The sequence below is a fragment of the Parvibaculum sp. MBR-TMA-1.3b-4.2 genome (assembly GCF_053628815.1).
The window spans coordinates 2,039,875-2,060,680 of sequence record NZ_JBRJHC010000001.1; the positions used below are offsets into that span (position 1 = coordinate 2,039,875).

Consider the following 20,806-nt stretch of genomic DNA (forward strand, 5'->3'; position numbering starts at 1 on the left):
CCCGCGGGGCCTCAGGCCTCCCGGTAGCGGTAGCCGACGCCATAGAGGGTTTCGATCGCATCGAACTCCTTGTCGACTTCCTTGAACTTCTTGCGCAGCCGCTTGATGTGGCTGTCGATGGTGCGGTCGTCCACATAGACCTGATCGTCATATGCGGCGTCCATCAGCGAGTCGCGGCTCTTCACATAGCCGGGGCGCTGCGCCAGCGATTGCAGGATCAGAAATTCCGTCACGGTGAGGACCACCGCCTCGCCGCCCCAGGTGCAGGCATGGCGGTCGGGATCGAGCAACAGCTTGCCGCGCTCCAGCACCGCCGCCGCTTCGGTCTCGCCGCCCGTCGCGGCCTCGCCCTTGGTGTTCTGCGCCCGGCGCAGCACCGCCTTGACGCGCTCCACAAGCAGGCGCTGGGAGAAGGGCTTCTTGATGTAGTCGTCGGCGCCCATCTTGAGACCGAACAGCTCGTCGATCTCATCGTCCTTGGAGGTGAGGAAGATCACCGGCATGTCGGACTTCTGGCGCAGACGCCGCAGCAGTTCCATCCCGTCCATGCGCGGCATCTTGATATCGAAGACGGCGACATCGGGCGGATTCGCGCCAAGTCCGGCCAGCGCCGCGGCGCCGTCGGTATAGGTCTGGACGTGATAGCCCTCGGCCTCGAGCGCCATGCTCACCGAGGTCAGAATATTCCGGTCGTCGTCAACCAGCGCGATGGTTGGCATATTTGCCCGTTCCTTTTGGCTCTGTTCGTCTGGGCCTTCCGGCATTCCAAATTACCCCGCTCTTCGCGTCGCCCCCCGGCAAGCGAGGAGGCTTAGGGTCGCTTTTGGCCCAAAATGTGGCCGCATTATAGGGATGAGGGGGCGTCCTTGCCATGACGAGCTTATCTGTAGCCTTGTGGCGCCCGGGGGACGCATCGCCGCATCTTCTGCAAACTGTTCGCATAGCTGTTGCGCGGGGCAGGGCTGCCCACTATGTTGGCGCCGAAATTCGGGGGTCAGGCGGGCCATAACTGGCTCAGCGGCCCCGTATTGGCTTTGTTTTTGGCAAATTTACGCCAATTTGGCGCTCTGCCCTGCCAACGCCGCGAGACGGTGATAAATTTCCGACCCCGGCCGCATGCTGCGGCGGAAGACGGCGGACAGGCAATCAATAAGGTATCGGCCCGGCCAGGGCCGTATTGGACCACGAGGAGAGAAGCGTGAAACAGACCGGGCCCTATATCAGCAAGTTCGGCGTCGACAAAAGCGGCTTCAAAAATCTCGCCGCCGCTCACTGGAACTACCGTCCCGCCGCCCTTTACGAAGAAGGCGTGCGCCGCGGTGAGGGTCAGATCGCTGCCAACGGTCCCTTCGTCGTCAAGACCGGCGTGCACACCGGCCGTTCGGCGCAGGACAAGTTCATCGTCCGCGACAACGAGACCGAAAACACGGTCTGGTGGGACAACAACAAGTCGATGACGCCGGAAGCGTTCGACGCGCTCCATGCCGACATGCTGAAGCATGCGGAAGGCAAGGAACTCTTCGTCCAGGATCTTTTCGGCGGCGCCGACAAGACCCACCGCCTCGCCACCCGCGTCTACACGGAATATGCCTGGCACTCTCTCTTCATCCAGAACCTGCTCATCGAAGCGCAGCCGGAAGAACTGGACAGCTTCTCTCCCCAGTTCACGATCATCGACCTGCCGAGCTTCGAAGCGGATCCGGAAAAATACGGCTGCCGCACCGGCACGGTGATCGCCTGCAACTTCGACAAGCGGATCGTGCTCATCGGCGGCACCTCCTATGCCGGCGAAATCAAGAAGTCGGTCTTCTCCATGCTCAACTATGAGCTGCCGCCCAAGCGCGTGATGCCGATGCATTGCTCGGCCAATATCGGCCCGGCGGGCGACACGGCGATCTTCTTCGGCCTGTCCGGCACCGGCAAGACGACGCTCTCTGCCGAAGCCAGCCGCACGCTGATCGGCGACGACGAGCATGGCTGGTCGGAAAATGGCGTCTTCAATTTCGAAGGCGGCTGCTATGCCAAGATGATCAAGCTCTCCGCGGAAGCCGAGCCGGAAATCTACGCCACCACTCAGCGTTTCGGCACGGTGCTGGAAAACGTCGTGATGGACGAGGACAGCCGCGAGCTCGACCTCGACAGCGCGGCGCTGGCCGAGAACTCCCGCGGCGCCTATCCGCTCTCCTTCATTCCGAATGCGAGCGACACGGGCACGGGCGGCCATCCGAAGAACATCATCATGCTGACGGCCGACGCCTTCGGCGTTCTGCCGCCCATCGCACGCATGACGCCGAGCCAGGCCATGTATCACTTCCTGTCCGGTTACACCGCGAAGGTCGCGGGCACCGAAAAGGGCGTGACCGAGCCGGAAGCGACTTTCTCCACCTGCTTCGGTGCGCCCTTCATGTCGCGCCACCCCACCGCCTATGGCAACCTGCTGCGCGACCTCATCGCCGAGCATGGCGTGACCTGCTGGCTGGTGAACACGGGCTGGACGGGCGGCGCCTATGGCATCGGCAGCCGCATGCCGATCAAGGCGACGCGCGCGCTTCTCGCCGCGGCGCTGGACGGCTCGCTCAACAATGCCGAGTTCCGCGTCGATCCGAATTTCGGCTTCGAAGTGCCGGTGAGCGTGCCGGGCGTGGACAACTCCATCATGGACCCGCGCAGCACATGGGCCGACAAGGCCGCCTATGACGTGCAGGCCCAGAAGCTTGTCGGCATGTTCGTCTCCAACTTCGCCAAGTTCGAGGATCACGTCGATCCGGATGTGCGCGACGCCGCGCCGAACGCCGCGAAGGCCGCCGAATAACAGAACCGGCATCGCCGAAAAGAAAGCCCGGGCCTCACGGTCCGGGCTTTTTCTTTGCCTGAGCCATGCCCTTCCATTCCTGCGGACGCGCGAGGAAATCCTCTATCGTCTTACCCGGTTCGTCGCGGAAGGTCTCGTCGCCGACCCGAAGGGTGGCGATCCGCTCGATACGGAAGGTACGAAAATCGCGCCGGATTTCGCACCAGCTTGCGAGCATCCAGAAGGGGCCGAAAAAGGCCAGCCCCAGCGGGCGGACGCGGCGCGAAGTCTTCTCATCTGCCAGTGACAGATAGTCGATCTCCAGCTTGCGTCGCTCTCGGATCGCCCGGCGGATCGGCGTCAGATGCTTGTTGAACACGGCCTTGTCATGCGTACGGGTCGCCGAGACCGTGATGCGCGAAGCCTCGACCACCTCGTCGAGCCGGGCGGGCAGCACGGCGCGGATCTTGGCGAGCGCCGCGTCGGCGGCATCGGTGAAGCTCTTGTCGCCCCAGGCGCGCACCATGCGTGCGCCGAAAACCAGCGCCTCGATCTCGTCTTCGCTGAACATGAGCGGCGGCAGCTCATAGCCGGAGCGCAGCATATAGCCGAGCCCCGCCTCGCCCTCGATGGGCACGCGGCTTGCCTGCAAATCGGCGACATCGCGATAGATGGTGCGCACGGAGACTTCCATCGTCTCGGCCAGCTCCGCCGCCGTCACCACGCGCTTGTGGCGGCGCAGAAACTCGATGATGTCGAACAGCCGGTCGGCGCGGCGCATGACGGTGGCCTCCTCTTTTCCTTGAGAATGCGATCAGGCTGCTGACGGCATGTTGTCAGGAGGGTGTCAGTATGAAGGAAAAACATTCTTCAAGGGAGCCTTGCCATGATCCGCCTTTTCATCTTCCCGCCTCTGCTCGCCGGCATACCCAATCCCGGCCCGTTCTGCATCAAGCTGGAAGCCGCGCTGCGGCTGGCCGGCGTTCCGTATGAAACCGTCCACGAGCCCCGCCCCAACAAGGCCCCCAAGCGCCAGATGCCGTTCGTGGAAATCGACGGCGAGCGCATGGGGGATTCCACACTCGTTCTGGAGCACCTGAAAGCAACGCAAGGGATCGATCTCGACGCGCATCTTACCCCTGTCGAGAAAGCGCAGTCCCATGCCCTGCAGCGCATGATCGAGGAACGGCTGATTGTCGTGCTCGCCTATGCGCGCTGGATAGAGCCGGAAAACTGGGCGAAACTCCGCCCCGCCTTTTTCGGCTCCATGCCTTTCCCTTTGCGCCTCTTCGTGCCGGACCTCATCCGCAAGCGCGTGCGCCAGTCATTCATCGCGCAAGGCACAGGGCGGCATACGCGCGATGAAATCTATGCGCTCGGCGCGGCCGATCTCGATGCGATGAGCACCCTGCTGGGCGACAGGCCGTTTTTCTTCGGCGACCGCCCCAGCCTGGCGGATGCAACCGCGTTTGCGTTCGTCATAAGCATCATCGGCCCGGATATGGAAAGCCCGCTCAAAACCCATGCGCGCGGCCTTGCCAATCTGGTGGCGCATAGCGAACGCATGGGCGAACTCTTCGCCTCGACACGCCCCCGGATCGCGCTTGCCGCATGAAGACAAAAGCCCGGACGGTACCATCCGGGCTTTTTCCTTTTCTCCATCGAGCGCGCCGCTCTAGTTCTTGCTATTACCGTGCCCGTCGCCGGTGTGTGTCGGCGTCCAGGATGGCGGGTCGGAGGCCGGGAAGCTTTCTTCCGAGGCTTCGTCCACCATGTCGTCGTCATGCTTGCGGCGGGCTTTTTCCTCCGCCTCTTTGGCAGCCGCTTCGGCGTCCTTGTCGCCCTTCGGCGTCAGCCCCGCCGGATCCGAGGCCGGAAAACTGCCTTCGACGGCCTTGTCGAGATCCTTCTTGTCCTTGTCTCCCATCGGCTGTCCTCCTGATTTTCCCTTGTTCAAGCAAAAGAGTGTTTCCCCTGAATATGGGGAGAACATGGCGGCGATGCCATATGAGCCCGAATGCGCCGTCTGCTGCGCCTCCTGCCCGGTGGCCGCCACCGTCGACGGTCATCGCGTCAGGACGTCGAGCGCCTTTTCGACCAATGCGCCGCCGAACCACGAGCCGAGTGGCAAGGCGAGATAGAGGCCGAAGCGGACAACGGTCGAGACATCCAACGGCCATTCCCGGACGCGTTCAAGGCGCTGCTCAAGCGCGATCTGCGCCGCGAGGCGCGATGCCGTTTCACCGCTTTCCTCCTGCCTGAAGGCATCGGCGGAGCGGGCGATATCGTTGCGCAATCCATTCAGTTCCTTCGACTTCGCGCGGTCGATCGCGACATGCATCCGCCACATGGGCAGGCCGAAGACCAGCGCGGCGCTGAGCATCAGTCCGATGAAAAGCGGCCCGAACAGAACCCATACGGTTTGCGCGAAGGACATCAGAAAGACGATGGCGCTTGCCACCACCCATGGCAGCGCGCGGCGAAGGGCGATACGGCCCAGACCGTTCAGGTTTTGAATATTGAACAGATCGATCCTGATGCGATGATTGAGATCGTGAAGCAGCAAGCTCGTATGGGCGCGCAGATAGGAAAGACTGCTGAAGATCTTGGCGAACAGGAAAAGCGTCATGGCGGCGAACCAGTAATCGGTCAGCGTCGCGCCGGGCAGGCTCAGCTGATGGCCGCCGGGCCGGTACACAAGACAATAGAACACGGCACCGACCGCCAGGCCGATTGCACCGAACCCCCTGCTTCGCCTGTGCGCCTTCGCATCCGGCCCGAACTGCATCGCGCTGATATGCTTTTTGTCGACCATGACGCCGTAGCTTGTGAGCATTTTCAGATCGGCGAGATCGGCCTCGCGCGTATATTCGCTCAGACCGAAAATGGCGCCCCAAAGCAAGGACACGCAGATCGCCGTCCATGCGTCGGATGAAAGCGTGGTCCCGCCCTCATGCGTCACGATGACGGGAAGCGCATTCCACCAGACGCAAAACAGAAAACTCGCAAAAACCAGAAGCGAAATCAGCAGAGCCGTCACGGAGATACCAAGAGGAGACGCCTGCATGAAGCGCGTCCCCCAGGTGAAGCTGCGTCCCGTCTTGTCGCCCTGCACGTCTTCGGCGGCATCGTCCATTCAGACTACCTGTCCTAATGCGCGTCGTTCCAGTTGTCGGCGGCGCGCGCCTCCACATCCAGCGGCACGGAAAGCCTGACCGCCGGTTCCGCCGCGCCGGACATCACCTCGACGACTTTCTTCTCCGTCTTTTCGGCTTCCCCCTCGGGGGCTTCGAAAATCAGTTCATCATGCACCTGCAACAGCATGCGCGCCTTCAGCTTCGCCTGTTTGAGCGCATCGGGCATGCGGATCATCGCCCGGCGGATGATATCGGCGGCGGCGCCCTGAATGGGCGCGTTGATCGCCGCGCGCTCGGTGAAGCTCTTTTCCGCCTGGCTCTTCGACTTGATGCCGGGCAGGTGCACGCGCCGTCCGAATATCGTTTCGACATAGCCGTTCTCGCGCACAGACGCCTTGGTGCTTTCCATGTAATCCCTGATGCCGGGAAAGCGCTTGAAATAGCGGTCGATATATTCGCCCGCCTCGCCGCGCGAAATGCCGAGCTGGTTCGCCAGCCCGAAAGCGGAAATGCCGTAGATGATCCCGAAATTGATCGCCTTGGCGCGGCGGCGCACCGCCGGGTCCATGCCCTCGATCGGCGTGTCGAAAATCTCGCTCGCCGTCATGGCGTGAATGTCGAGGCCTTCGGCAAAGGCTTTCTTCAGCGCCTCGATATCGGCGATATGGGCGAGCAGCCTCAATTCGATCTGGCTGTAGTCCGCGGAAATGAGCTTGTTGCCCTTCTCCGCCACGAAGGCCGTCCGGATCTGCCGCCCGTCTTCCGTCCGTACCGGGATATTTTGCAGGTTCGGCTCGGACGACGCCAGACGTCCCGTGGAGGTCGCAGCCAGCGAATAGCTCGTATGGACGCGGCCCGTTTCCGGATTGATGTATTCGGGCAGCGCATCCGTATAGGTGCTTTTGAGCTTCGACAGCCCGCGCCAGTCCAGCACGCGCTGCGGCAGGTCATGGCCTTGCGCGGCGAGCATGTCCAGCGTGTCGGCATCGGTGGACCAGGCGCCCGTCTTGGTCTTGCGCCCGCCTTCGAGGCTCATCTTGTCGAACAAGATTTCGCCGAGCTGTTTGGGCGAGGCGATATTGAACTTTTCGCCCGCCAGCTCGTACACCTCGTCCTCATATTGCGCCATCTTCTGTGCGAAATTGGCCGAGAGGCGCGCCAGCACCGTCTTGTCCACCTTCACGCCCGCCTGCTCCATGCCCACCACCACGGGCACAAGCGCACGTTCCAGCGTCTCATAGACCGTCATGCGATGTTCGCCGGCAAGCCGCGGCTTCAGGAGCATCCAGAGGCGCAACGTGACGTCCGCGTCCTCCGCCGCATATTCCGTCGCCTTGTCCACCGGCACCTGATCGAAGGTGATCTGCTTCTTGCCCTTGCCAGCCACTTCGGAAAAGGGAATGCACTGGTGGTCGAGATGGATGTTCGCAAGCTCGTCCATGCCATGCCCGTGCAGCCCCGCATCCAGCGCATAGGACATATGCATGGTGTCGTCGATGGGACCGACTTCCACGCCGTGCCGAGCCAGCACCACCATGTCGTATTTGAGGTTCTGCCCGATCTTGAGAACGGAGGCGTCCTCCAGCATCGGTTTCAGCGCCTTCAGTGCATCCTTCTGGTCGAGCTGATCGACCTTCTCGCCGCCGTCGAAGTCGAGCCCGCCATCGCTCGCCTTGCCATGCAGAAGCGGGATGTAGCAGGCCTTGCCCGGCGCGGTCGCCAGCGACACGCCGACGAGGCGCGCCTGCATTTCATCGAGCGAATCGGTTTCCGTATCGACGGCGACGAAGCCCTGATCCATCGCCTTGTCGATCCAGGGTTGCAGCGCATCGAGCGTGGTGACGGTTTCATAGGCCGACACGTCGAATGCCACGTCGATGCCCTTGGGCGTTGCGCCCGGCGCGCCGCCTTCCTGCGTTCGCGAGGATTTCTTTTCTTCGCTTACAGCTTCCTTCTTCTTGTTCTTCTGGGCGGGATGCTCGCCCGCGGGCTCGACCTCTTCCGCATCCACATTGAAGCGCTCACCCACGCGGCGCGTCAGGGTGGAAAACTCCATGTCCTTCAAAAAGGCGATCAGCTTTTCCGGCTCGGGATCATGCGTGCCCATCTCTTCCAGCGACACGTCGATGGGCACATCCTGATCGAGTTCCACCAGCTTGCGCGAGATGCGCGCCTGTTCGGCGAATTCGATCAAATTCTCGCGGCGCTTCTTCTGCTTGATCTCTTCGGCTTTCGACAGAAGCGTTTCGAGATCGCCATATTCCTCGATGAGCTGGGCCGCCGTCTTGACACCGATCCCCGGCACGCCCGGCACATTGTCGACGGAGTCGCCCGCCAGCGCCTGAACGTCGACGACCTTTTCCGGCGGCACGCCGAATTTCTCGACCACCTGATCGTGACTGATCGATTTCAGCTTCATCGTGTCCAGCATGTCGACCTGGTCGGTGACGAGCTGCATCAGATCCTTGTCGGACGATACGATGGTGACCTTCGCGCCCGCTTCCGCGGCAAGCCGCGCATAGGTGGCGATGAGATCGTCGGCCTCATAGCCCATCATTTCCACGCAAGGCACGGAGAAGGCGCGCACCGCATCGCGCACCAGCGCGAATTGCGGTTTCAGGTCTTCGGGCGGCTCGGGCCGGTTCGCCTTGTACTCGGGATAGATGTCGTTCCGGAAGGTCTTGCCGGAGGCATCGAAAATAACCGCAAGATGGCTGGGGTCGAATTCGTCCTTCGTATCCTCCAGCAGCTTGTAGAGCATGTTGCAGAAGCCTGAGACGGCGCCCACCGGCAGCCCGTCGGATTTGCGCGTCAGCGGCGGCAGCGCGTGATAGGCGCGGAAAAGATAGCCCGAGCCGTCCACCAGAAAGAGGTGGCTGCCCTTGCCGATGGCGCGCTTTTCCGGCGCACTCCCCGCCTCTTCCGTCTTCCCGCTCGCCTTCTTGCCGCTTGTCACAGACGCCTGCCTTCCTATCTAAGGGGTACTCATGGCATTATCCGCGCCCCCGACACAGCGATAAAGAGCCCGACATAAGGGCCCGCCATTTCAGGCCGCCAATATAACGCTTTCACCGGGGCGGGCCACCGCCGCTCCCGCCTTTCCGAAAGCACCGGAAACGAGACCAGAAACGAGAAGGGTCCTCCCATGGCCGATACGCTCGCCGAAACCGAAAACACGATCGACCGCCGCATGCCCTCCGAAGAGGTCGCGAGCGAGCCGGTTTCGGCCATTTCGGCGCGGGCCTTGCGCAAGGTCTACAAGGCATCGGGCGGGCAGCCCGCCAAGGAAGCGCTGAAGGGGATCGATCTCGACATTCCGCGCGGTTCCATTTTCGGCCTGCTGGGCCCCAATGGCGCGGGCAAATCGACCTTCATCAATATTCTCGCCGGTCTCGTCATCAAGACGTCCGGCTCGGCCTCCATCTGGGGCTTCGATACCGACGTCAATCCGCGCAGCGCACGCGCCTCCATCGGCGTGGTGCCGCAGGAACTCAATATCGACCCGTTCTTCACGCCGGCCGAGGCGCTGGAAATGCAGGCCGGGCTTTACGGCGTGCCGAAATCGGAACGACGCACCATGGAAATCCTGAAAGCCATGGGCCTCGACGACAAGGCGCATGCCTATGCGCGCACGCTGTCGGGCGGCATGCGGCGGCGGCTGCTCGTCGCCAAGGCGATGGTGCATAATCCGCCCGTGCTCATTCTCGACGAGCCGACGGCGGGCGTCGACATCGAGCTTCGCAAGCAGCTCTGGGACTATGTGCAGGAGCTTCATGCGCAGGGCACGACCATCGTGCTCACCACGCATTACCTGGAAGAGGCCCAGTCGCTTTGCGACCAGATCGCCATCATCAATCATGGCGAGGTGGTGGCCTGCGAGCCGACCAAGACGCTGCTGTCGCGAATCAGCGAAAAACGCCTCATCGTGCGCGCGGCCTCGCCGCTGGACCAGATTCCCGCCTCGCTGGAAGACATGAAGGTGACGCTGCGCCCCGACGGCTCGCTCGACATCCAGTACAATCCCGTCGAGGTGAGCGCCATGTCGATCCTCGCCCAGCTTTCCGCCGAGGGGCTGGAGATCGCGGATATCTCGACCGAGGAATCGGATCTGGAAGATGTGTTCCTGCAGCTCACCTCGGGCGCGCATGGCGCCGGGAGCTGACGGGCGGACCAGATTTTAGTTAGCGCCCCGACGAGGCGCGCTTCACCAGTTCGCCCATGACGAGCCCCACCGTGTCGCCGCCATTCTGCCCGGAGAGCGGCAGCAGCACGCCCTCGACCTCCGTCACCTGCCCGCCCGGCGCGAAACGGGCATGGCCGTAGATGCGGATGGGGCGGCGCAATTGCGCGACGATGCCGAAGAGCTTGCAAAAGGCCGATGACGGCTTGGCCGACAGCACATCGGCAAAGCTTTTCCCCGTAAAATCATGCGCGAATAATTCGTTCAGCGCCGTTCCCATCAGCCGGACCGTGAAATCCTCCGGGTTCAGCATGGGCGGCGCCACATTCACCAGAAAGACGCTCGGCAGATGGGACACGATTTCCGCCGGGCTCACATCGGCCCGCGCCGGCATGGCCCGGCCCTGCCGCTTGCCGTCCCAATAGGCCTGCATCTCGCGCAGACGGCGATCGTGGAAGCCCAGCAAGGGGTCGACAAAGACATCGAAGGGGGCCAGCCGGATCGGCTCGGACATGGGATACTGACTTTCTTCCGACGCATCATGAGGGGAATGTCAGCGCAGCCTTCATCGTTTTGCACGGCCGGAAGCGCCCATCTTCACCCACGCCCCTTTCTACCACACTCGCAAGGCGGCCCAACAAGCGAAAGCGGCTTGCCGCGAGCGGTCCGGGGCGCATGTCCTTCGCGTCTCCCCGGCATTCTCTCAGCATTCCCCGGGCATTCCCTCGGCATTTTCCGGTCATTTCGTTGTGTGCTCGGGGGTTTTGGGCTATCTTCCGCCGCGCATTTCGGGGCATATTGCGCGCCCCCGGGCCTTCAGCCAGGCCCGCCGGTTCACACCGGGCACCCGTAGCTCAGCTGGATAGAGCGCTGCCCTCCGAAGGCAGAGGTCTCAGGTTCGAATCCTGACGGGTGCGCCATCCCTTCCCCCATCGACAATTGGCATGCTGATCGCGCTACATTGCCATGAACGACTATTGTAGATGGGGAGTAGCATTCGGTAGAGGTTTCCCCAAGCATTAGAGAGCGTTGAGTCCATTTAGTTAGCTGGCGAAGATCGACAAAAAGCAGCCATCTGCTCGAACAACAAAGGCTAGGGGGTCAATGTTCTATGAGCGAGATAGCCTATTGGTGGCGTCGCGCAAACCGAACGCGCCGCATGTCTTTCGCGCTCATGAGGAGAGCGGCGGGACACTACACGAGGGTGTTGACACTAACGGCATACCTGATGGCTGCTGGTACAGCGGCCGTCGTGATTGCGATAGTAGGACTCCCTAACTCGCTGATTGTGGCGGGTGCTAAATTTGCAAAATTTGGCTATCACTTAATCGGCCGCTGGGCACGAGTATTTAAGCATTTCCTTATTCGAACACTTCAATTCCTAGTATACATCTGCATTGTTGGACTCGCGCTTCGGTTGCTGTGGTGGGGGGTGGGGCCTCTAAATGCACCTTTCCTCGACGGAGTCGAAGAGGGAGCAATCAAATCTCCGCTTACAATTGAGTATGTAGTTCTTACGGCCCTGTTAATATTGGTAGGGTTAGCAATAATACTATTATTTCGTAATACCCTCCAACTACTAATAAAAATTTTTCGAAATCTCAGAAAGAGGGAGTCACCCCCCTCAGGCTGGAGTTCTCAGCGCCCCACTCATCGCGCATTCCAATTCTTGACAAGCATTGCCATCGCCGGAGTGTGCCTCTGGTTATTTTGGTGGGTTTATGAGTACTCACGAAGCAATTATCCTCTGACCGATAGTATTTTACCGCCGACATTTTCTCGATATTTTGTGCAATACGGTGTATTTACTGCCCTATCGTCGATACTTTTTGCCGGAATCGCTGTTTGGTTTCTTGCAAGGATTTTTGGGGTTGCAGTTTGGTTAGTTTCGAGTTTCTCCGGTGTCGCGGATGACATCCTCCAAAAAATGAACTGGCGGCATGTATGCCTGTTGGCGGCGACTTTGCTAAGCGTATGCGTAGCGGTTTCGTTGCTTTGGATCTGCGAGCCGAGCGAACTATGCAGAGATATAGCGAATTGGTTGCTCATCGCTATTTTTTGCCTCGCAACAATTTCTCTAGTTGAAGTAGAAAAGGTCCGAGATGGGGGATGGAGTCTAAAACTCCTGAATTTGTCGATCGCGTCGTCTGACGACGAAACAACATCGATCTTGAGCGTTTCGCTCGGCTCGAAGAACACCAATACCAAATCAATCGGCAGCGCATCGATTTTATCCGAAAGTCGCCATTCTTCAGAAATACTGAGTGCTTCTGCTCTGTCGAAAAGTAATGATTCAATAGCCGTAGGCGCTGTTGATATTGCAGCAAAAAACGAGAAAACGTATTCTATTTTAAGTTTCTCCGTTTTATCGATCTCAGTTCTTTCAGTTTCTGTTCTTAGTGCCGCAATTGGCTCTTTTGTTATTTTTGGATGTTCAGTCTTTGATGAAGAGTGTTCATTCGACTTTTCAAATACCCCCAGCGATAGACAGTCTTCGGCCGCCCCTGCCAACTCAGATCAAGGTATTCCGGTTCCAGTCAAAGAGCGGGGGAGTGTGACAGTTGACTCATCGATCGTTTCCAATCTCTTGTCGTCACCAATGTATTGGCGCTCGAACAGCGCTTTGGAGTTGAGGGGATCGAGAGGTGAAAAAGTTGATCTCGATTCTATACAGATAGAACACGCTAAATTGTGCAGTTTTAAGTTCGCTGTCGTTATTGGGATGGCCACTCCAGGTGGCACGAAATTGTATAATTTTCGGCTTTCCCAAAAACGAAAAATGTCTATCGCTCGCTTTCTTCAAAATAAAATCAAATCTTGCGGCAGGGATATCCAGATTATCGCTGCGTCGATCGGGGAGGGTGTAATCACAGCGAAACCATTGAAGCGACCAAGAGTGTTGGGGTTCGGTGTTCTACAATCCGAGAAGCAAATTTCAAGCATCGAACTAACAGCGCTTATTGCTGACTTTTTGCGTACCGAGATCGAGGCTGAATTGGACTCCACAAGTCTGTCGCCGGAGTACTGCCTCTACGAAAGAACCCTCAACGATGAACCGAGCGCAAGATTTCACGATTTCGATATCTGCAGGGAAGGCTGGTAAAGTCATGGTGCCTCCATGCAAGCGCAACTCCTCTATAGGCTGGGGGAAAGCGGTCTTTAGCTGCTACGGGGTGAAGGAGTCTCTAACGCGGCTCTAGTCGAAGAGTTCATTAGCACTTCACCTTCGTCTATGTGCGCCATTTCTTCCTAATCAGCCCCGCTTGAAGCGGTCCGGGTTCTTGGCGATCAGGGCTTCGAGATCGGGCATGCCTTTTTTCAGGCCGGAGCGGAGCTGGTGGGTGACGAGCCAGCCGAGCGGGAAGACCGCTTTCGCCTTGCCCCACCATTGCAGTTCGCAGCCTTCGGGTGTCTCGACCACGCGGTAGTCTTCCGCGCCGGCCTTGATGGGCAGCGGGCTGCGCTCGAAGCGGAAGGCCATGCGGCGGCCTTCTTCCCAGGCATAGAAACTTTCCTCGATGGCCGCCTTGCCCGCTTCCACGATGCGCGTGGTGCCGACGCCGAAGGGTTCCGGGCTCGTCCATGTCACGCCGGTGAGCGGCAGCCATTCCGTCCACGCCTTGGCATCGAGAAGGGCGGCCCAGACCATGTCGGCGGGAAAGGGAAAGCGATGCGTCGCATCGGGCGGGGTCGTGTCCGCCGACAGGAATTCCTCGCCCACCTTTTCATGCTGTTTCAGCTTCTGCGCCATCGCCGTCTCTCCTGCCATATCAAAGAATGTATCCGTCTCCCGCGGCGCGCACCGTGATGTCGCCGAGCGAAACGCCCCAGGGCGTGTCGATGGCGGTGATGACGGCATCGGCGATATAGCCGGGATCGAGCACCGCATAGGCCGTGCTGTCGGGGTTCACCCGGTCGTCCTGCACCTGGCCCCCGAGGATCGCCATCATGCTCTCCGTATAGGTCACCGTGTTCTGGCCGAGAATGCCCGCCACGGCTTCCGGGTTCACCACGCCGCCGGAAAGCCCCGTCGCGGGTACGCCTGTCGGCTTGATGATCGTCACCTTGATCTTGCCCGCCGCTTCCACGCGCAACGATTCCGACAGGAAGTTCACTGCCGATTTCGATGCGCCGTAAACGGCCGCGCCAAGTACGGGGAAGTTGCCGTAGATCGACGAGATGTTGATCACATGGCCGCGGCCCTGCGCCATCATCGGATCATAGGCGGCGATGATGCCGTTCATCACGCCCTTGATGTTGATGTCGATGCATTTGCCCCATGCGCCCGCCGCCGCCTCATGATCGGCAAAGAAGGCCAGCGGCATGACGCCCGCATTGTTGATCATCACGTCGATCTCACCATGCGTGTCCACCGCATGGGAGACGAGCGCCTTCATGGCGGCCAGATCGGTCACATCCGTCGTTTTCGCGGATGCCGTGCCGCCCGCATCGGCAATAAGTTTCACCGTCTCGGCGAGCCCTTCCTCGTTCACGTCGCCGCACACGAGATTGGCGCCGCGCGCTGCCGCCTTCTGGGCGACGAGCCTGCCGAAGCCGCCCGCCGCGCCGGTGACGACAATCGTCTTTCCACGGACATGATCCGTCATCGGAATATCTCCTCGATCTGCCGCGCCGTCAGGACGGGTTCTTGGGGAAACGCGCTTCGCTCATCGGCGCGACCCAATCCTGTTTGCTGTCGCACCAGACTTCCGCGCCGGGCTTCACCATGGAGGTATCGTTGAGCGTGCCCGCCTTGATGATCGCAATCGCCTCATTGATCGAGGGCCGGGAAAAGATGGGCGAACCGCATTCCGCGCAAAACTCGCGCATCACAATGTTGCCGCTATCGGCGGTATCGTCGAAACGCTTCAGCTCGCCTTTGGTAGTGAGCGAGTCCGACGGCACGACGACGTTGACGGAAAAGGCCGCGCCGCTCTGGCGCTGGCAATTCTTGCAGTGACAGACCATCGTCGCGACAGGCTCGGCGCTGCTCTCATAGGAGAACTGTCCGCATAGGCATTGTCCTTTGAGTTTCGTCATCTTGGTCCTCCCTCGGTCGCGCTCGCGACATGCTTTTCGTTTTGCGCATTATTCACGGCGGATCGGGCAAGCGTAAAGGAGCGGCGCGCGCAATCTTCCATGATCGCGCACGAACGCTACGGCAAGGGCCTCAAGTTTTTCCGGCGCCCCGGCGCACTTACGGCATTTTCGATTTCAGCGTGATGATGTCGCCATCCACGGCGAAGCGGCCATAGCCTTTATGGTGGATGGTTTTCGCGTTCTTCCGCTTCGGTTCGTGCCAGGCTTTCACCGCTTCCAGCACGAAGAGGCAGTATTTGTTCACGAGCCGCGTATCCACGACGCGGCATTCAAGATTGGCGATGCATCCGGCAATAAGCGGTGCGCCGACCGTTTCCGCCGGCTTCGTCTTCAGACCGAAGGTCTCGAACTTGTCGGTATCCCGGCCAGAGCAGTTCCCGATCCCGACGACCGTCTCCGCCATCTCCACAGGCGGGATGGCGATGATGCATTCGCGCGTGGCCCTCAGCGCTTTGAAGCTGTAATCGCCATCGCTCACCACACAGGCGATAAGCGGTGGCGTGAATTCCATCATCATGTGCCAGGACATGGTCATCACATTGGGTCGCCCGCGCTGCGCCGTGGCAAGAAGTACCACCGGGCCCGGCTCCAGCAACTGATAGACGGAAGAGAGCGGAAACGCCTTCATGCAGGCCTCCTGGATAAGCGGCACATCGGCAAAGCCGGGCCTGATCGCAGCTCCAGCAAGCAGCTTACAGCGTGCGCAGGCTCAATCCAGCGCAGCGGAGATGAGCTTTTCCGCAACGGCCTTGGCGTCGCCCGCGGGATCCGCCTCATGGCCCAGATGCGCCGTCACGATGGCGCCTTCCTTCAAAAGCAGCAGGGCCCGCGCAAGACCCGCGGGATCCTTCGCCCCGGCCTCGGCGGCAATCGTCTGCAACTGCCTGAACAGCATGCGCTTGTGTTCGGCCGACTGCACATGAATGGGGTGGTCGGGGTCGGGATATTCCGACGCCGCCTTGATGAACATGCAGGAGCGGAAATCGGGCTTGGCGAACCATTCCGCCAGCGCGTCGAACATGGCCAGCAGCTGGGCCCGGGGCTCGCCCGCCTCCTCCATCCGGCGAAACAGCCATGTGCGGAAGTCCTGATCGCGCAGCCGAAGGACCGCCAGGATCAGCTCGTCCTTGCTGTGGAAGTGCTTGAACATGGTGGTCTTGGAGATGCCGGTTTCACCCGACAGAAGGTCCATGCCGGTCGCGTGGAATCCTTCCCGGTAGAAGATATTCAGGGCCTTCCGGACCAGTTCGTCTCGCTTACTCGGACGCATTCGACCTCTCATTCTGAACTGATCTGTATATATCTATCAGGTGGCAGAACCTCAAGGCGCAAATTTTTTATCCATATAAAACAACATACTATCTCCCATCTAGACACTTCCCATAATTTTCTTGAGGAAACAGGCTTGCCAAACCTTACCGATCTGTTCATATTCCCGATGAAAGTGTACAGATCAGTTCATCTTGGAGAGCCGCCATGTCCCGCGCCCCCTTCCCGCCCTTCGACCGGGTATCCGCCAATGCGAAGGTCCGAGCCGCCGAGAACGCCTGGAACAGCCGCGACCCGGCCAAGGTCGCAGCCGCCTACACACCGGACAGCGCCTGGCGGAACCGCAGCGAGTTTCTGACGGGCCGCGCGGAGATCGAAGCCTTTCTGACCCGCAAATGGCTCACCGAACTCGACTACCGCCTCATCAAGGAGCTGTGGAGTTTCGACGGCGCGCGCATCGCCGTGCGCTTCGCCTATGAGGCCGTCACGCCCGAGGGCCAGTGGTTCCGGGCCTATGGCAACGAGAACTGGGAGTTCGCCCCCGACGGGCTGATGGCGGTGCGCCGCGCCTCGATCAACGACCGGCCCATTGATGAAGCCGACCGGCTGTTCCGCTGGCCCCTCGGCCCCCGCCCCGAAAACCACCCCGGCCTTTCCGAGCTCGGCCTTTGACCCCCGACCGCCAACCGGCCGTCACCGGAAAGGGCGGCCCCTCACCGCAAGGAGCAGAGAGATGAAAACCCGCTTCCACCACTTCCATGTCGACCGACACGGCAATGTCTTCGACCGCAAGCTCTTCCTGGCCATCAGCTTCGCAGGGCTGGTCGGCGTGCTGGCGCTTACCGCCGCCTTCGTCGCCATGATGGGCACGCCCGCGGAGGCTTCGCAAAACCCCGCCTATGCCGAGCCGTCCAACCCGGCGCTTCCGGCCTCCACGATGGGGCTGGAAAAAGGGCGCACCGCGCTTCTCGTGGTAGACCCGCAGATCGATTTTCTGAGCCCCGACGGCGTGACCTGGAGCGTGGTCGGCGAAAGCGTCACCGAACACAATGTGGTGGAAAATATCGGCCGCCTGCTCACCAGCGCCAAGGCCGCCGACATGCCGGTCGTCGTCTCCCCTCATTTCTACTACCCGCACGACCATCGCTGGAAATTCGAGGGCGCACTGGAAAAGGTGATGCACTCCCTCGGCATGTTCGACCGCCCCGGCCCGCTCGACCTTGAAGGCTTCGAAGGCTCGGGCGCCGACTTCATGCCCCAGTACAAGACCCACATCCTCGACGGCGAAACGGTGATCACCTCGCCACACAAGATCTATGGCCCCGAACAAAATGACGCCGCGCTTCAGCTTCGCAAGCTCGGGGTAGACAAGGTCATTCTCATCGGCATGTCGGCCAATCTGTGCGTCGAAAGCCATATGCGCGAGTTTATCGAGCAGGGCTTCGAAGTCGCCGTCGTCCGTGATGCCACCGCCGGCGCCAAGGTGCCGGAGGGCGACGGCTATCTCGCTGCGCTTATCAACTTCCGCATGATGGCAAACGCCGTCTGGAGCACCGATGAAGCGGTCGGGATGATCGACGCGCTGCACGAATAATTCCCTGTCCGGCGCGGAGCCCTCTTCGGGACGACGCGCCTACCGATTTCCACAGACAAAGGTCGCGCGAGAGCGGGACCCACCAGTTCGGACGCGTAGCCACGCTCCGTCTACGGACGGCTGCGCGCCGAAATCGCCGAACCCGGCAAAGCAAACCCCGCACCCTCGCGGCAAAACCGAAAGGACCAACGACATGAAGACCATCAACACCCTCATCGCCACGGCCACTCTCGCCGGCGCCCTCTTCGCCTCCAGCTCCGCCTTTGCGGTCGACGAATACAATGTCTCCACGGGCACGACGCTCACCAATGCGGGCATCGCGCTGCGCGGCGACGACGCGGTGGCGCTCGCCACCGGCCTCGACGTCATGGCCGGTACCGCCAAGTTCACCGTGGAGCGCGACGGCGTCGCCTATTATTTCTCGTCGAAGGAAACGATGAAGCAGTTCGCGGCGGACCCGGAACGCTACATGCCGCAATATGGCGGCTTCTGCGCCTTCGGTGTCGCCATCGGCAAGAAGCTCGACGCAAACCCCCATTTTGCCGACATCGTCGACGGCAAGCTCTATCTCTTCCTGAATGAAGTGGCGTTCGAGAAGTACAAAGACGACAAGGCCGGCACTCTGGAAAAGGCCGAGAAGAACTGGCCGGGCATGCACCACGTCGCCGTCTCCGAGGTCAATGGCGGCTGACGCCGGCCATCTCGAGCGGCCACGTCTCAATACAGCGGGCGGCACCTTCACGGGCGCCGCCCGTTTTGCTGCCCATGTGCGTTAAAGGAGCTGCCCCTCCGCAAAGGCGGTCACCGCGCCGAAATGGCAGACGGCGGCGGCGAGTACGAAGGCGTGCCAGATCGCATTCTGGAAGGGCAACCTCTCCCAGACATGGAAGATAACGCCGATCGAATAGAGCGCGCCGCCGATCGCGATGAGCGTCAGCACTTGCGCGTTCATCACATCCGACAGCGGCCCCAGAATGAAGGCCCCGCTCCAGCCCATGGCGAGATAGAGCAGGATCGCCAGCCGATCGAAGCGGCGCGGCATGGCGAATTTGATGGCGATGCCCGTCACTGCCGCCGTCAGCAGCAGCGCGTAAACCGTGGCGACCCAGGGATCGCCGATATCGGCCAGCATGAAGGGCGAATAGGTGCCCGCGATGAGCAGGAAGATCGCGGAATGGTCGAAGCGGCGCAAAATCTCCTTCGCTCCCCCATGCGAGATCGTGTTGTAGAGCGCGGAAAAGGTAAGCGCGGCGCAGAGCGACAGCGCATAGATGACGACCCCCGTCACCAGCGTCGTGCTGCCTTGCTCCGCCGTATAGGCGATCAGCCAGACGCCGCCTGCCACGCTCGCACCCACGCCCAGCACATGGATGACGGCATCCGCGCGAAGCTCCGCGCGGGCGGGCGTTCTGACGGGAGGTTTTTCGGCGGCGCTCATGCTTTGCGCAATCCCTTCCCTCAATCCCTTCCCTCGGGCGGTCAAAAGATCGGCCGGGGCCTCAGATAGCTGTCGTCGAAATCGCAATATCGGCTCAGGCTTGAAAAGTCCATGATGTAGAGGCGGCCGTCCGCGATGCCGGCCCACCCCTTGTCTTTCAGCTCTTTCAGCATGCGGTTCACATGCTCGAAGGAAAGCCCCATCGCATCGGCGAGATGGCGCTGGCGAAGCGGAAAGGGGCAATAGTCATTACCCGCCATGCCCAGCATTTTCTGCCGCGTATAGGTTTCGAGCAGGAAATGGGCGAGGCGTTCCATGGCGCTGCGGCGGCCGATATCGGTCATATGCTCGAACAGCAAGGCCTCTTCCGATTGCGCCAGCGTCGCCAGGGCGCGCGCGAGAACGGCGTTCTCGCCGAACCGCTTCTTCAGATCCGCGGTGGAGAAGATGCACAATTCGACATCCGTAATCGCCTCGATGGAGTAGCCGTCGCCATTGGCCAGCTCGAAATCGGCGTCGATGAAGCTCCCCGCCATCAGAAACGAGGTGATCTGTACTTTGCCGCTTTCCAGCGCCCGCTGGCGCATGGCCCATCCGGAGAACAGCGTCATGCTTTCTTCGCCGTTGGTCTCGTGATCGAAGATAGCCTCTCCCGCCCGGACATGGCGGGTACCCGTTCTCACGGACTGGATGGCCTCCAGTTCCGCCTGGTTGAGCGGCATGAAGAGCGCCTGCTGGCGAACCGGACAGGACTGGCAGTTTCGGGGAGGCGGTGACGTCAATTTTTTCTTCTTCATTCCCGGCCTGAAGTATCAGCCGAATTTTTCCTTCGATGCCGCACGCCCGATCGGGCCGGCGCGATTCGTCTGCGGGAGATATACCGCCGCCCCCAGAATTTACACGTTTTCCCCGGACTTCAAGGATGTCTGCTTCCGTCCGCGAAACCAGGCGCGCCACATAGCCGTCACGCCCTGCGATTCCGACGCCCACGCCACGCGTAAAAATCGCTCCTGCACCCGGAACGGCGGGGCGGTTTTCACAAACACTCACAATAGTTGCATTTCCGCCGCACCCTCCGAACCCCCGCCCTTTCCGCGCAAAACGAGAATTTCCGGCAGGGAACCGCCGCCCCGGCGGGGGAGAAGCGGCACGCGGGACATGCGGGAATGCCACACCCTCGCCCTGTCATTCACCCGTCACAAAACCCCAAAGGAACCGTCACAGAGCGCCCTTATTAGCGACGGTCATGGGGGGCGTTGGCGGTAGGACCGCTGCTCGCAATCCTGATCAGAATGAC

General features: G+C 60.8%; 20 protein-coding genes and 1 tRNA gene. 8 read left to right on the forward strand and 13 right to left on the reverse strand.

The annotated features are described in order from the left end of the window. Nucleotides 1–11 precede the first annotated feature (11 nt). A complete protein-coding gene (locus ACSSVQ_RS09780) occupies nt 12–719 on the reverse strand; it encodes a response regulator transcription factor (RefSeq protein WP_454182664.1) in 708 nt (235 codons plus the stop codon). A 479-nt stretch (nt 720–1,198) separates the two neighbouring features. On the opposite strand from ACSSVQ_RS09780, the gene ACSSVQ_RS09785 reads away from it, so the two are divergent. Further along, nucleotides 1,199–2,812, forward strand: a complete 1,614-nt coding sequence (locus tag ACSSVQ_RS09785; RefSeq protein ID WP_454182666.1) for a phosphoenolpyruvate carboxykinase — start codon at nt 1,199–1,201, stop codon at nt 2,810–2,812. Between the two features lie 34 nt (nt 2,813–2,846). Here ACSSVQ_RS09785 and ACSSVQ_RS09790 read toward each other — a convergent pair whose 3' ends face one another. Beyond that, nucleotides 2,847–3,572 (reverse strand): helix-turn-helix transcriptional regulator, encoded by a 726-nt coding sequence (locus ACSSVQ_RS09790; protein WP_454182668.1) that lies wholly within the window; start codon nt 3,570–3,572, stop codon nt 2,847–2,849. 105 nt (nt 3,573–3,677) lie between these two features. Here ACSSVQ_RS09790 and ACSSVQ_RS09795 point away from each other — a divergent pair, with 105 nt between their 5' ends. Then, a complete protein-coding gene (locus tag ACSSVQ_RS09795; protein ID WP_454182670.1) occupies nt 3,678–4,406 on the forward strand; it encodes a glutathione S-transferase family protein in 729 nt (242 codons plus the stop codon). Nucleotides 4,407–4,466: 60 nt separating this feature from the next. Here ACSSVQ_RS09795 and ACSSVQ_RS09800 read toward each other — a convergent pair whose 3' ends face one another. The 3 genes from ACSSVQ_RS09800 to polA all read right to left on the reverse strand — a co-directional run bounded on the left by ACSSVQ_RS09800 (nt 4,467) and on the right by polA (nt 8,818). Beyond that, nucleotides 4,467–4,718: a hypothetical protein gene (locus ACSSVQ_RS09800; protein ID WP_454182672.1), complete on the reverse strand. Its 252-nt coding sequence runs from the start codon at nt 4,716–4,718 to the stop codon at nt 4,467–4,469. 138 nt (nt 4,719–4,856) lie between these two features. Next, nucleotides 4,857–5,927, reverse strand: coding sequence for a hypothetical protein (locus ACSSVQ_RS09805; protein ID WP_454182674.1), 1,071 nt, complete (start codon nt 5,925–5,927; stop codon nt 4,857–4,859). A gap of 14 nt (nt 5,928–5,941) precedes the next feature. Next, nucleotides 5,942–8,818 carry a DNA polymerase I gene (gene polA, locus ACSSVQ_RS09810; protein ID WP_454184678.1) on the reverse strand — a complete coding sequence of 959 codons (2,877 nt, stop codon included), beginning with the start codon at nt 8,816–8,818 and terminating at the stop codon, nt 5,942–5,944. Nucleotides 8,819–9,073: 255 nt separating this feature from the next. On the opposite strand from polA, the gene ACSSVQ_RS09815 reads away from it, so the two are divergent. Then, nucleotides 9,074–10,090: an ABC transporter ATP-binding protein gene (locus tag ACSSVQ_RS09815; RefSeq protein ID WP_454182676.1), complete on the forward strand. Its 1,017-nt coding sequence runs from the start codon at nt 9,074–9,076 to the stop codon at nt 10,088–10,090. Nucleotides 10,091–10,109: 19 nt separating this feature from the next. On the opposite strand, the gene ACSSVQ_RS09820 is transcribed toward ACSSVQ_RS09815, so the two are convergent. Further along, a complete protein-coding gene (locus ACSSVQ_RS09820; RefSeq protein WP_454182678.1) occupies nt 10,110–10,622 on the reverse strand; it encodes a PAS domain-containing protein in 513 nt (170 codons plus the stop codon). Nucleotides 10,623–10,951: 329 nt separating this feature from the next. Here ACSSVQ_RS09820 and ACSSVQ_RS09825 point away from each other — a divergent pair. Next, a tRNA-Arg gene (locus ACSSVQ_RS09825) sits at nt 10,952–11,028 on the forward strand. A 308-nt stretch (nt 11,029–11,336) separates the two neighbouring features. After that, the gene (locus ACSSVQ_RS09830; RefSeq protein WP_454182680.1) at nt 11,337–13,211 is read left to right on the forward strand and encodes a hypothetical protein; all 1,875 of its coding nucleotides are present in this window, start codon (nt 11,337–11,339) and stop codon (nt 13,209–13,211) included. A gap of 150 nt (nt 13,212–13,361) precedes the next feature. Here ACSSVQ_RS09830 and ACSSVQ_RS09835 read toward each other — a convergent pair whose 3' ends face one another. The 5 genes from ACSSVQ_RS09835 to ACSSVQ_RS09855 all read right to left on the reverse strand — a co-directional run bounded on the left by ACSSVQ_RS09835 (nt 13,362) and on the right by ACSSVQ_RS09855 (nt 16,478). Then, nucleotides 13,362–13,877, reverse strand: coding sequence for an SRPBCC family protein (locus ACSSVQ_RS09835; protein ID WP_454182682.1), 516 nt, complete (start codon nt 13,875–13,877; stop codon nt 13,362–13,364). 1 nt (nt 13,878) lies between these two features. After that, nucleotides 13,879–14,715, reverse strand: a complete 837-nt coding sequence (locus tag ACSSVQ_RS09840) for an SDR family oxidoreductase (protein ID WP_454182684.1) — start codon at nt 14,713–14,715, stop codon at nt 13,879–13,881. A 28-nt stretch (nt 14,716–14,743) separates the two neighbouring features. After that, a complete protein-coding gene (locus tag ACSSVQ_RS09845; RefSeq protein ID WP_454182686.1) occupies nt 14,744–15,148 on the reverse strand; it encodes a GFA family protein in 405 nt (134 codons plus the stop codon). Between the two features lie 157 nt (nt 15,149–15,305). Continuing rightward, nucleotides 15,306–15,836 carry a flavin reductase family protein gene (locus ACSSVQ_RS09850; RefSeq protein WP_454182688.1) on the reverse strand — a complete coding sequence of 177 codons (531 nt, stop codon included), beginning with the start codon at nt 15,834–15,836 and terminating at the stop codon, nt 15,306–15,308. Nucleotides 15,837–15,917: 81 nt separating this feature from the next. Continuing rightward, complete coding sequence (locus ACSSVQ_RS09855) at nt 15,918–16,478, reverse strand: TetR/AcrR family transcriptional regulator (RefSeq protein WP_454182690.1); 561 nt, start codon at nt 16,476–16,478, stop codon at nt 15,918–15,920. Between the two features lie 206 nt (nt 16,479–16,684). Between ACSSVQ_RS09855 and ACSSVQ_RS09860 the strand changes: the two genes are divergently transcribed. From ACSSVQ_RS09860 to ACSSVQ_RS09870, 3 genes are all read left to right on the forward strand, one after another. Then, on the forward strand, nt 16,685–17,149 hold the full coding sequence (locus ACSSVQ_RS09860; protein ID WP_454182692.1) for a nuclear transport factor 2 family protein: 465 nt from the start codon (nt 16,685–16,687) through the stop codon (nt 17,147–17,149). 61 nt (nt 17,150–17,210) lie between these two features. After that, nucleotides 17,211–18,071, forward strand: a complete 861-nt coding sequence (locus tag ACSSVQ_RS09865; protein ID WP_454182695.1) for a cysteine hydrolase — start codon at nt 17,211–17,213, stop codon at nt 18,069–18,071. 193 nt (nt 18,072–18,264) lie between these two features. After that, the gene (locus ACSSVQ_RS09870) at nt 18,265–18,762 is read left to right on the forward strand and encodes a YHS domain-containing (seleno)protein (protein ID WP_454182697.1); all 498 of its coding nucleotides are present in this window, start codon (nt 18,265–18,267) and stop codon (nt 18,760–18,762) included. Between the two features lie 81 nt (nt 18,763–18,843). Here the strand turns inward: ACSSVQ_RS09870 and trhA are convergent, their stop codons facing one another. Both trhA and ACSSVQ_RS09880 read right to left on the reverse strand, forming a co-directional pair. Further along, nucleotides 18,844–19,509: a PAQR family membrane homeostasis protein TrhA gene (gene trhA / locus ACSSVQ_RS09875; protein WP_454182699.1), complete on the reverse strand. Its 666-nt coding sequence runs from the start codon at nt 19,507–19,509 to the stop codon at nt 18,844–18,846. A gap of 41 nt (nt 19,510–19,550) precedes the next feature. Then, nucleotides 19,551–20,291 carry a Crp/Fnr family transcriptional regulator gene (locus tag ACSSVQ_RS09880; RefSeq protein WP_454182700.1) on the reverse strand — a complete coding sequence of 247 codons (741 nt, stop codon included), beginning with the start codon at nt 20,289–20,291 and terminating at the stop codon, nt 19,551–19,553. Nucleotides 20,292–20,806 lie beyond the last annotated feature (515 nt).

Bases quoted from the DNA above. Each gene is read 5' to 3' on its own strand.
- ACSSVQ_RS09800 (WP_454182672.1), bottom strand. From the start codon at position 4,718: ATGGGAGACAAGGACAAGAAGGATCTCGACAAGGCCGTCGAAGGCAGT.
- ACSSVQ_RS09790 (WP_454182668.1), bottom strand. From the start codon at position 3,572: ATGCGCCGCGCCGACCGGCTGTTCGACATCATCGAGTTTCTGCGCCGC.
- ACSSVQ_RS09795 (WP_454182670.1), top strand. From the start codon at position 3,678: ATGATCCGCCTTTTCATCTTCCCGCCTCTGCTCGCCGGCATACCCAAT.
- ACSSVQ_RS09860 (WP_454182692.1), top strand. From the start codon at position 16,685: ATGTCCCGCGCCCCCTTCCCGCCCTTCGACCGGGTATCCGCCAATGCG.
- ACSSVQ_RS09835 (WP_454182682.1), bottom strand. From the start codon at position 13,877: ATGGCAGGAGAGACGGCGATGGCGCAGAAGCTGAAACAGCATGAAAAG.
- ACSSVQ_RS09855 (WP_454182690.1), bottom strand. From the start codon at position 16,478: ATGCGTCCGAGTAAGCGAGACGAACTGGTCCGGAAGGCCCTGAATATC.
- ACSSVQ_RS09820 (WP_454182678.1), bottom strand. From the start codon at position 10,622: ATGTCCGAGCCGATCCGGCTGGCCCCCTTCGATGTCTTTGTCGACCCC.
- ACSSVQ_RS09780 (WP_454182664.1), bottom strand. From the start codon at position 719: ATGCCAACCATCGCGCTGGTTGACGACGACCGGAATATTCTGACCTCG.
- ACSSVQ_RS09815 (WP_454182676.1), top strand. From the start codon at position 9,074: ATGGCCGATACGCTCGCCGAAACCGAAAACACGATCGACCGCCGCATG.
- ACSSVQ_RS09850 (WP_454182688.1), bottom strand. From the start codon at position 15,836: ATGAAGGCGTTTCCGCTCTCTTCCGTCTATCAGTTGCTGGAGCCGGGC.
- ACSSVQ_RS09830 (WP_454182680.1), top strand. From the start codon at position 11,337: ATGGCTGCTGGTACAGCGGCCGTCGTGATTGCGATAGTAGGACTCCCT.
- ACSSVQ_RS09865 (WP_454182695.1), top strand. From the start codon at position 17,211: ATGAAAACCCGCTTCCACCACTTCCATGTCGACCGACACGGCAATGTC.
- trhA (WP_454182699.1), bottom strand. From the start codon at position 19,509: ATGAGCGCCGCCGAAAAACCTCCCGTCAGAACGCCCGCCCGCGCGGAG.
- ACSSVQ_RS09805 (WP_454182674.1), bottom strand. From the start codon at position 5,927: ATGGACGATGCCGCCGAAGACGTGCAGGGCGACAAGACGGGACGCAGC.
- ACSSVQ_RS09870 (WP_454182697.1), top strand. From the start codon at position 18,265: ATGAAGACCATCAACACCCTCATCGCCACGGCCACTCTCGCCGGCGCC.
- ACSSVQ_RS09845 (WP_454182686.1), bottom strand. From the start codon at position 15,148: ATGACGAAACTCAAAGGACAATGCCTATGCGGACAGTTCTCCTATGAG.
- ACSSVQ_RS09840 (WP_454182684.1), bottom strand. From the start codon at position 14,715: ATGACGGATCATGTCCGTGGAAAGACGATTGTCGTCACCGGCGCGGCG.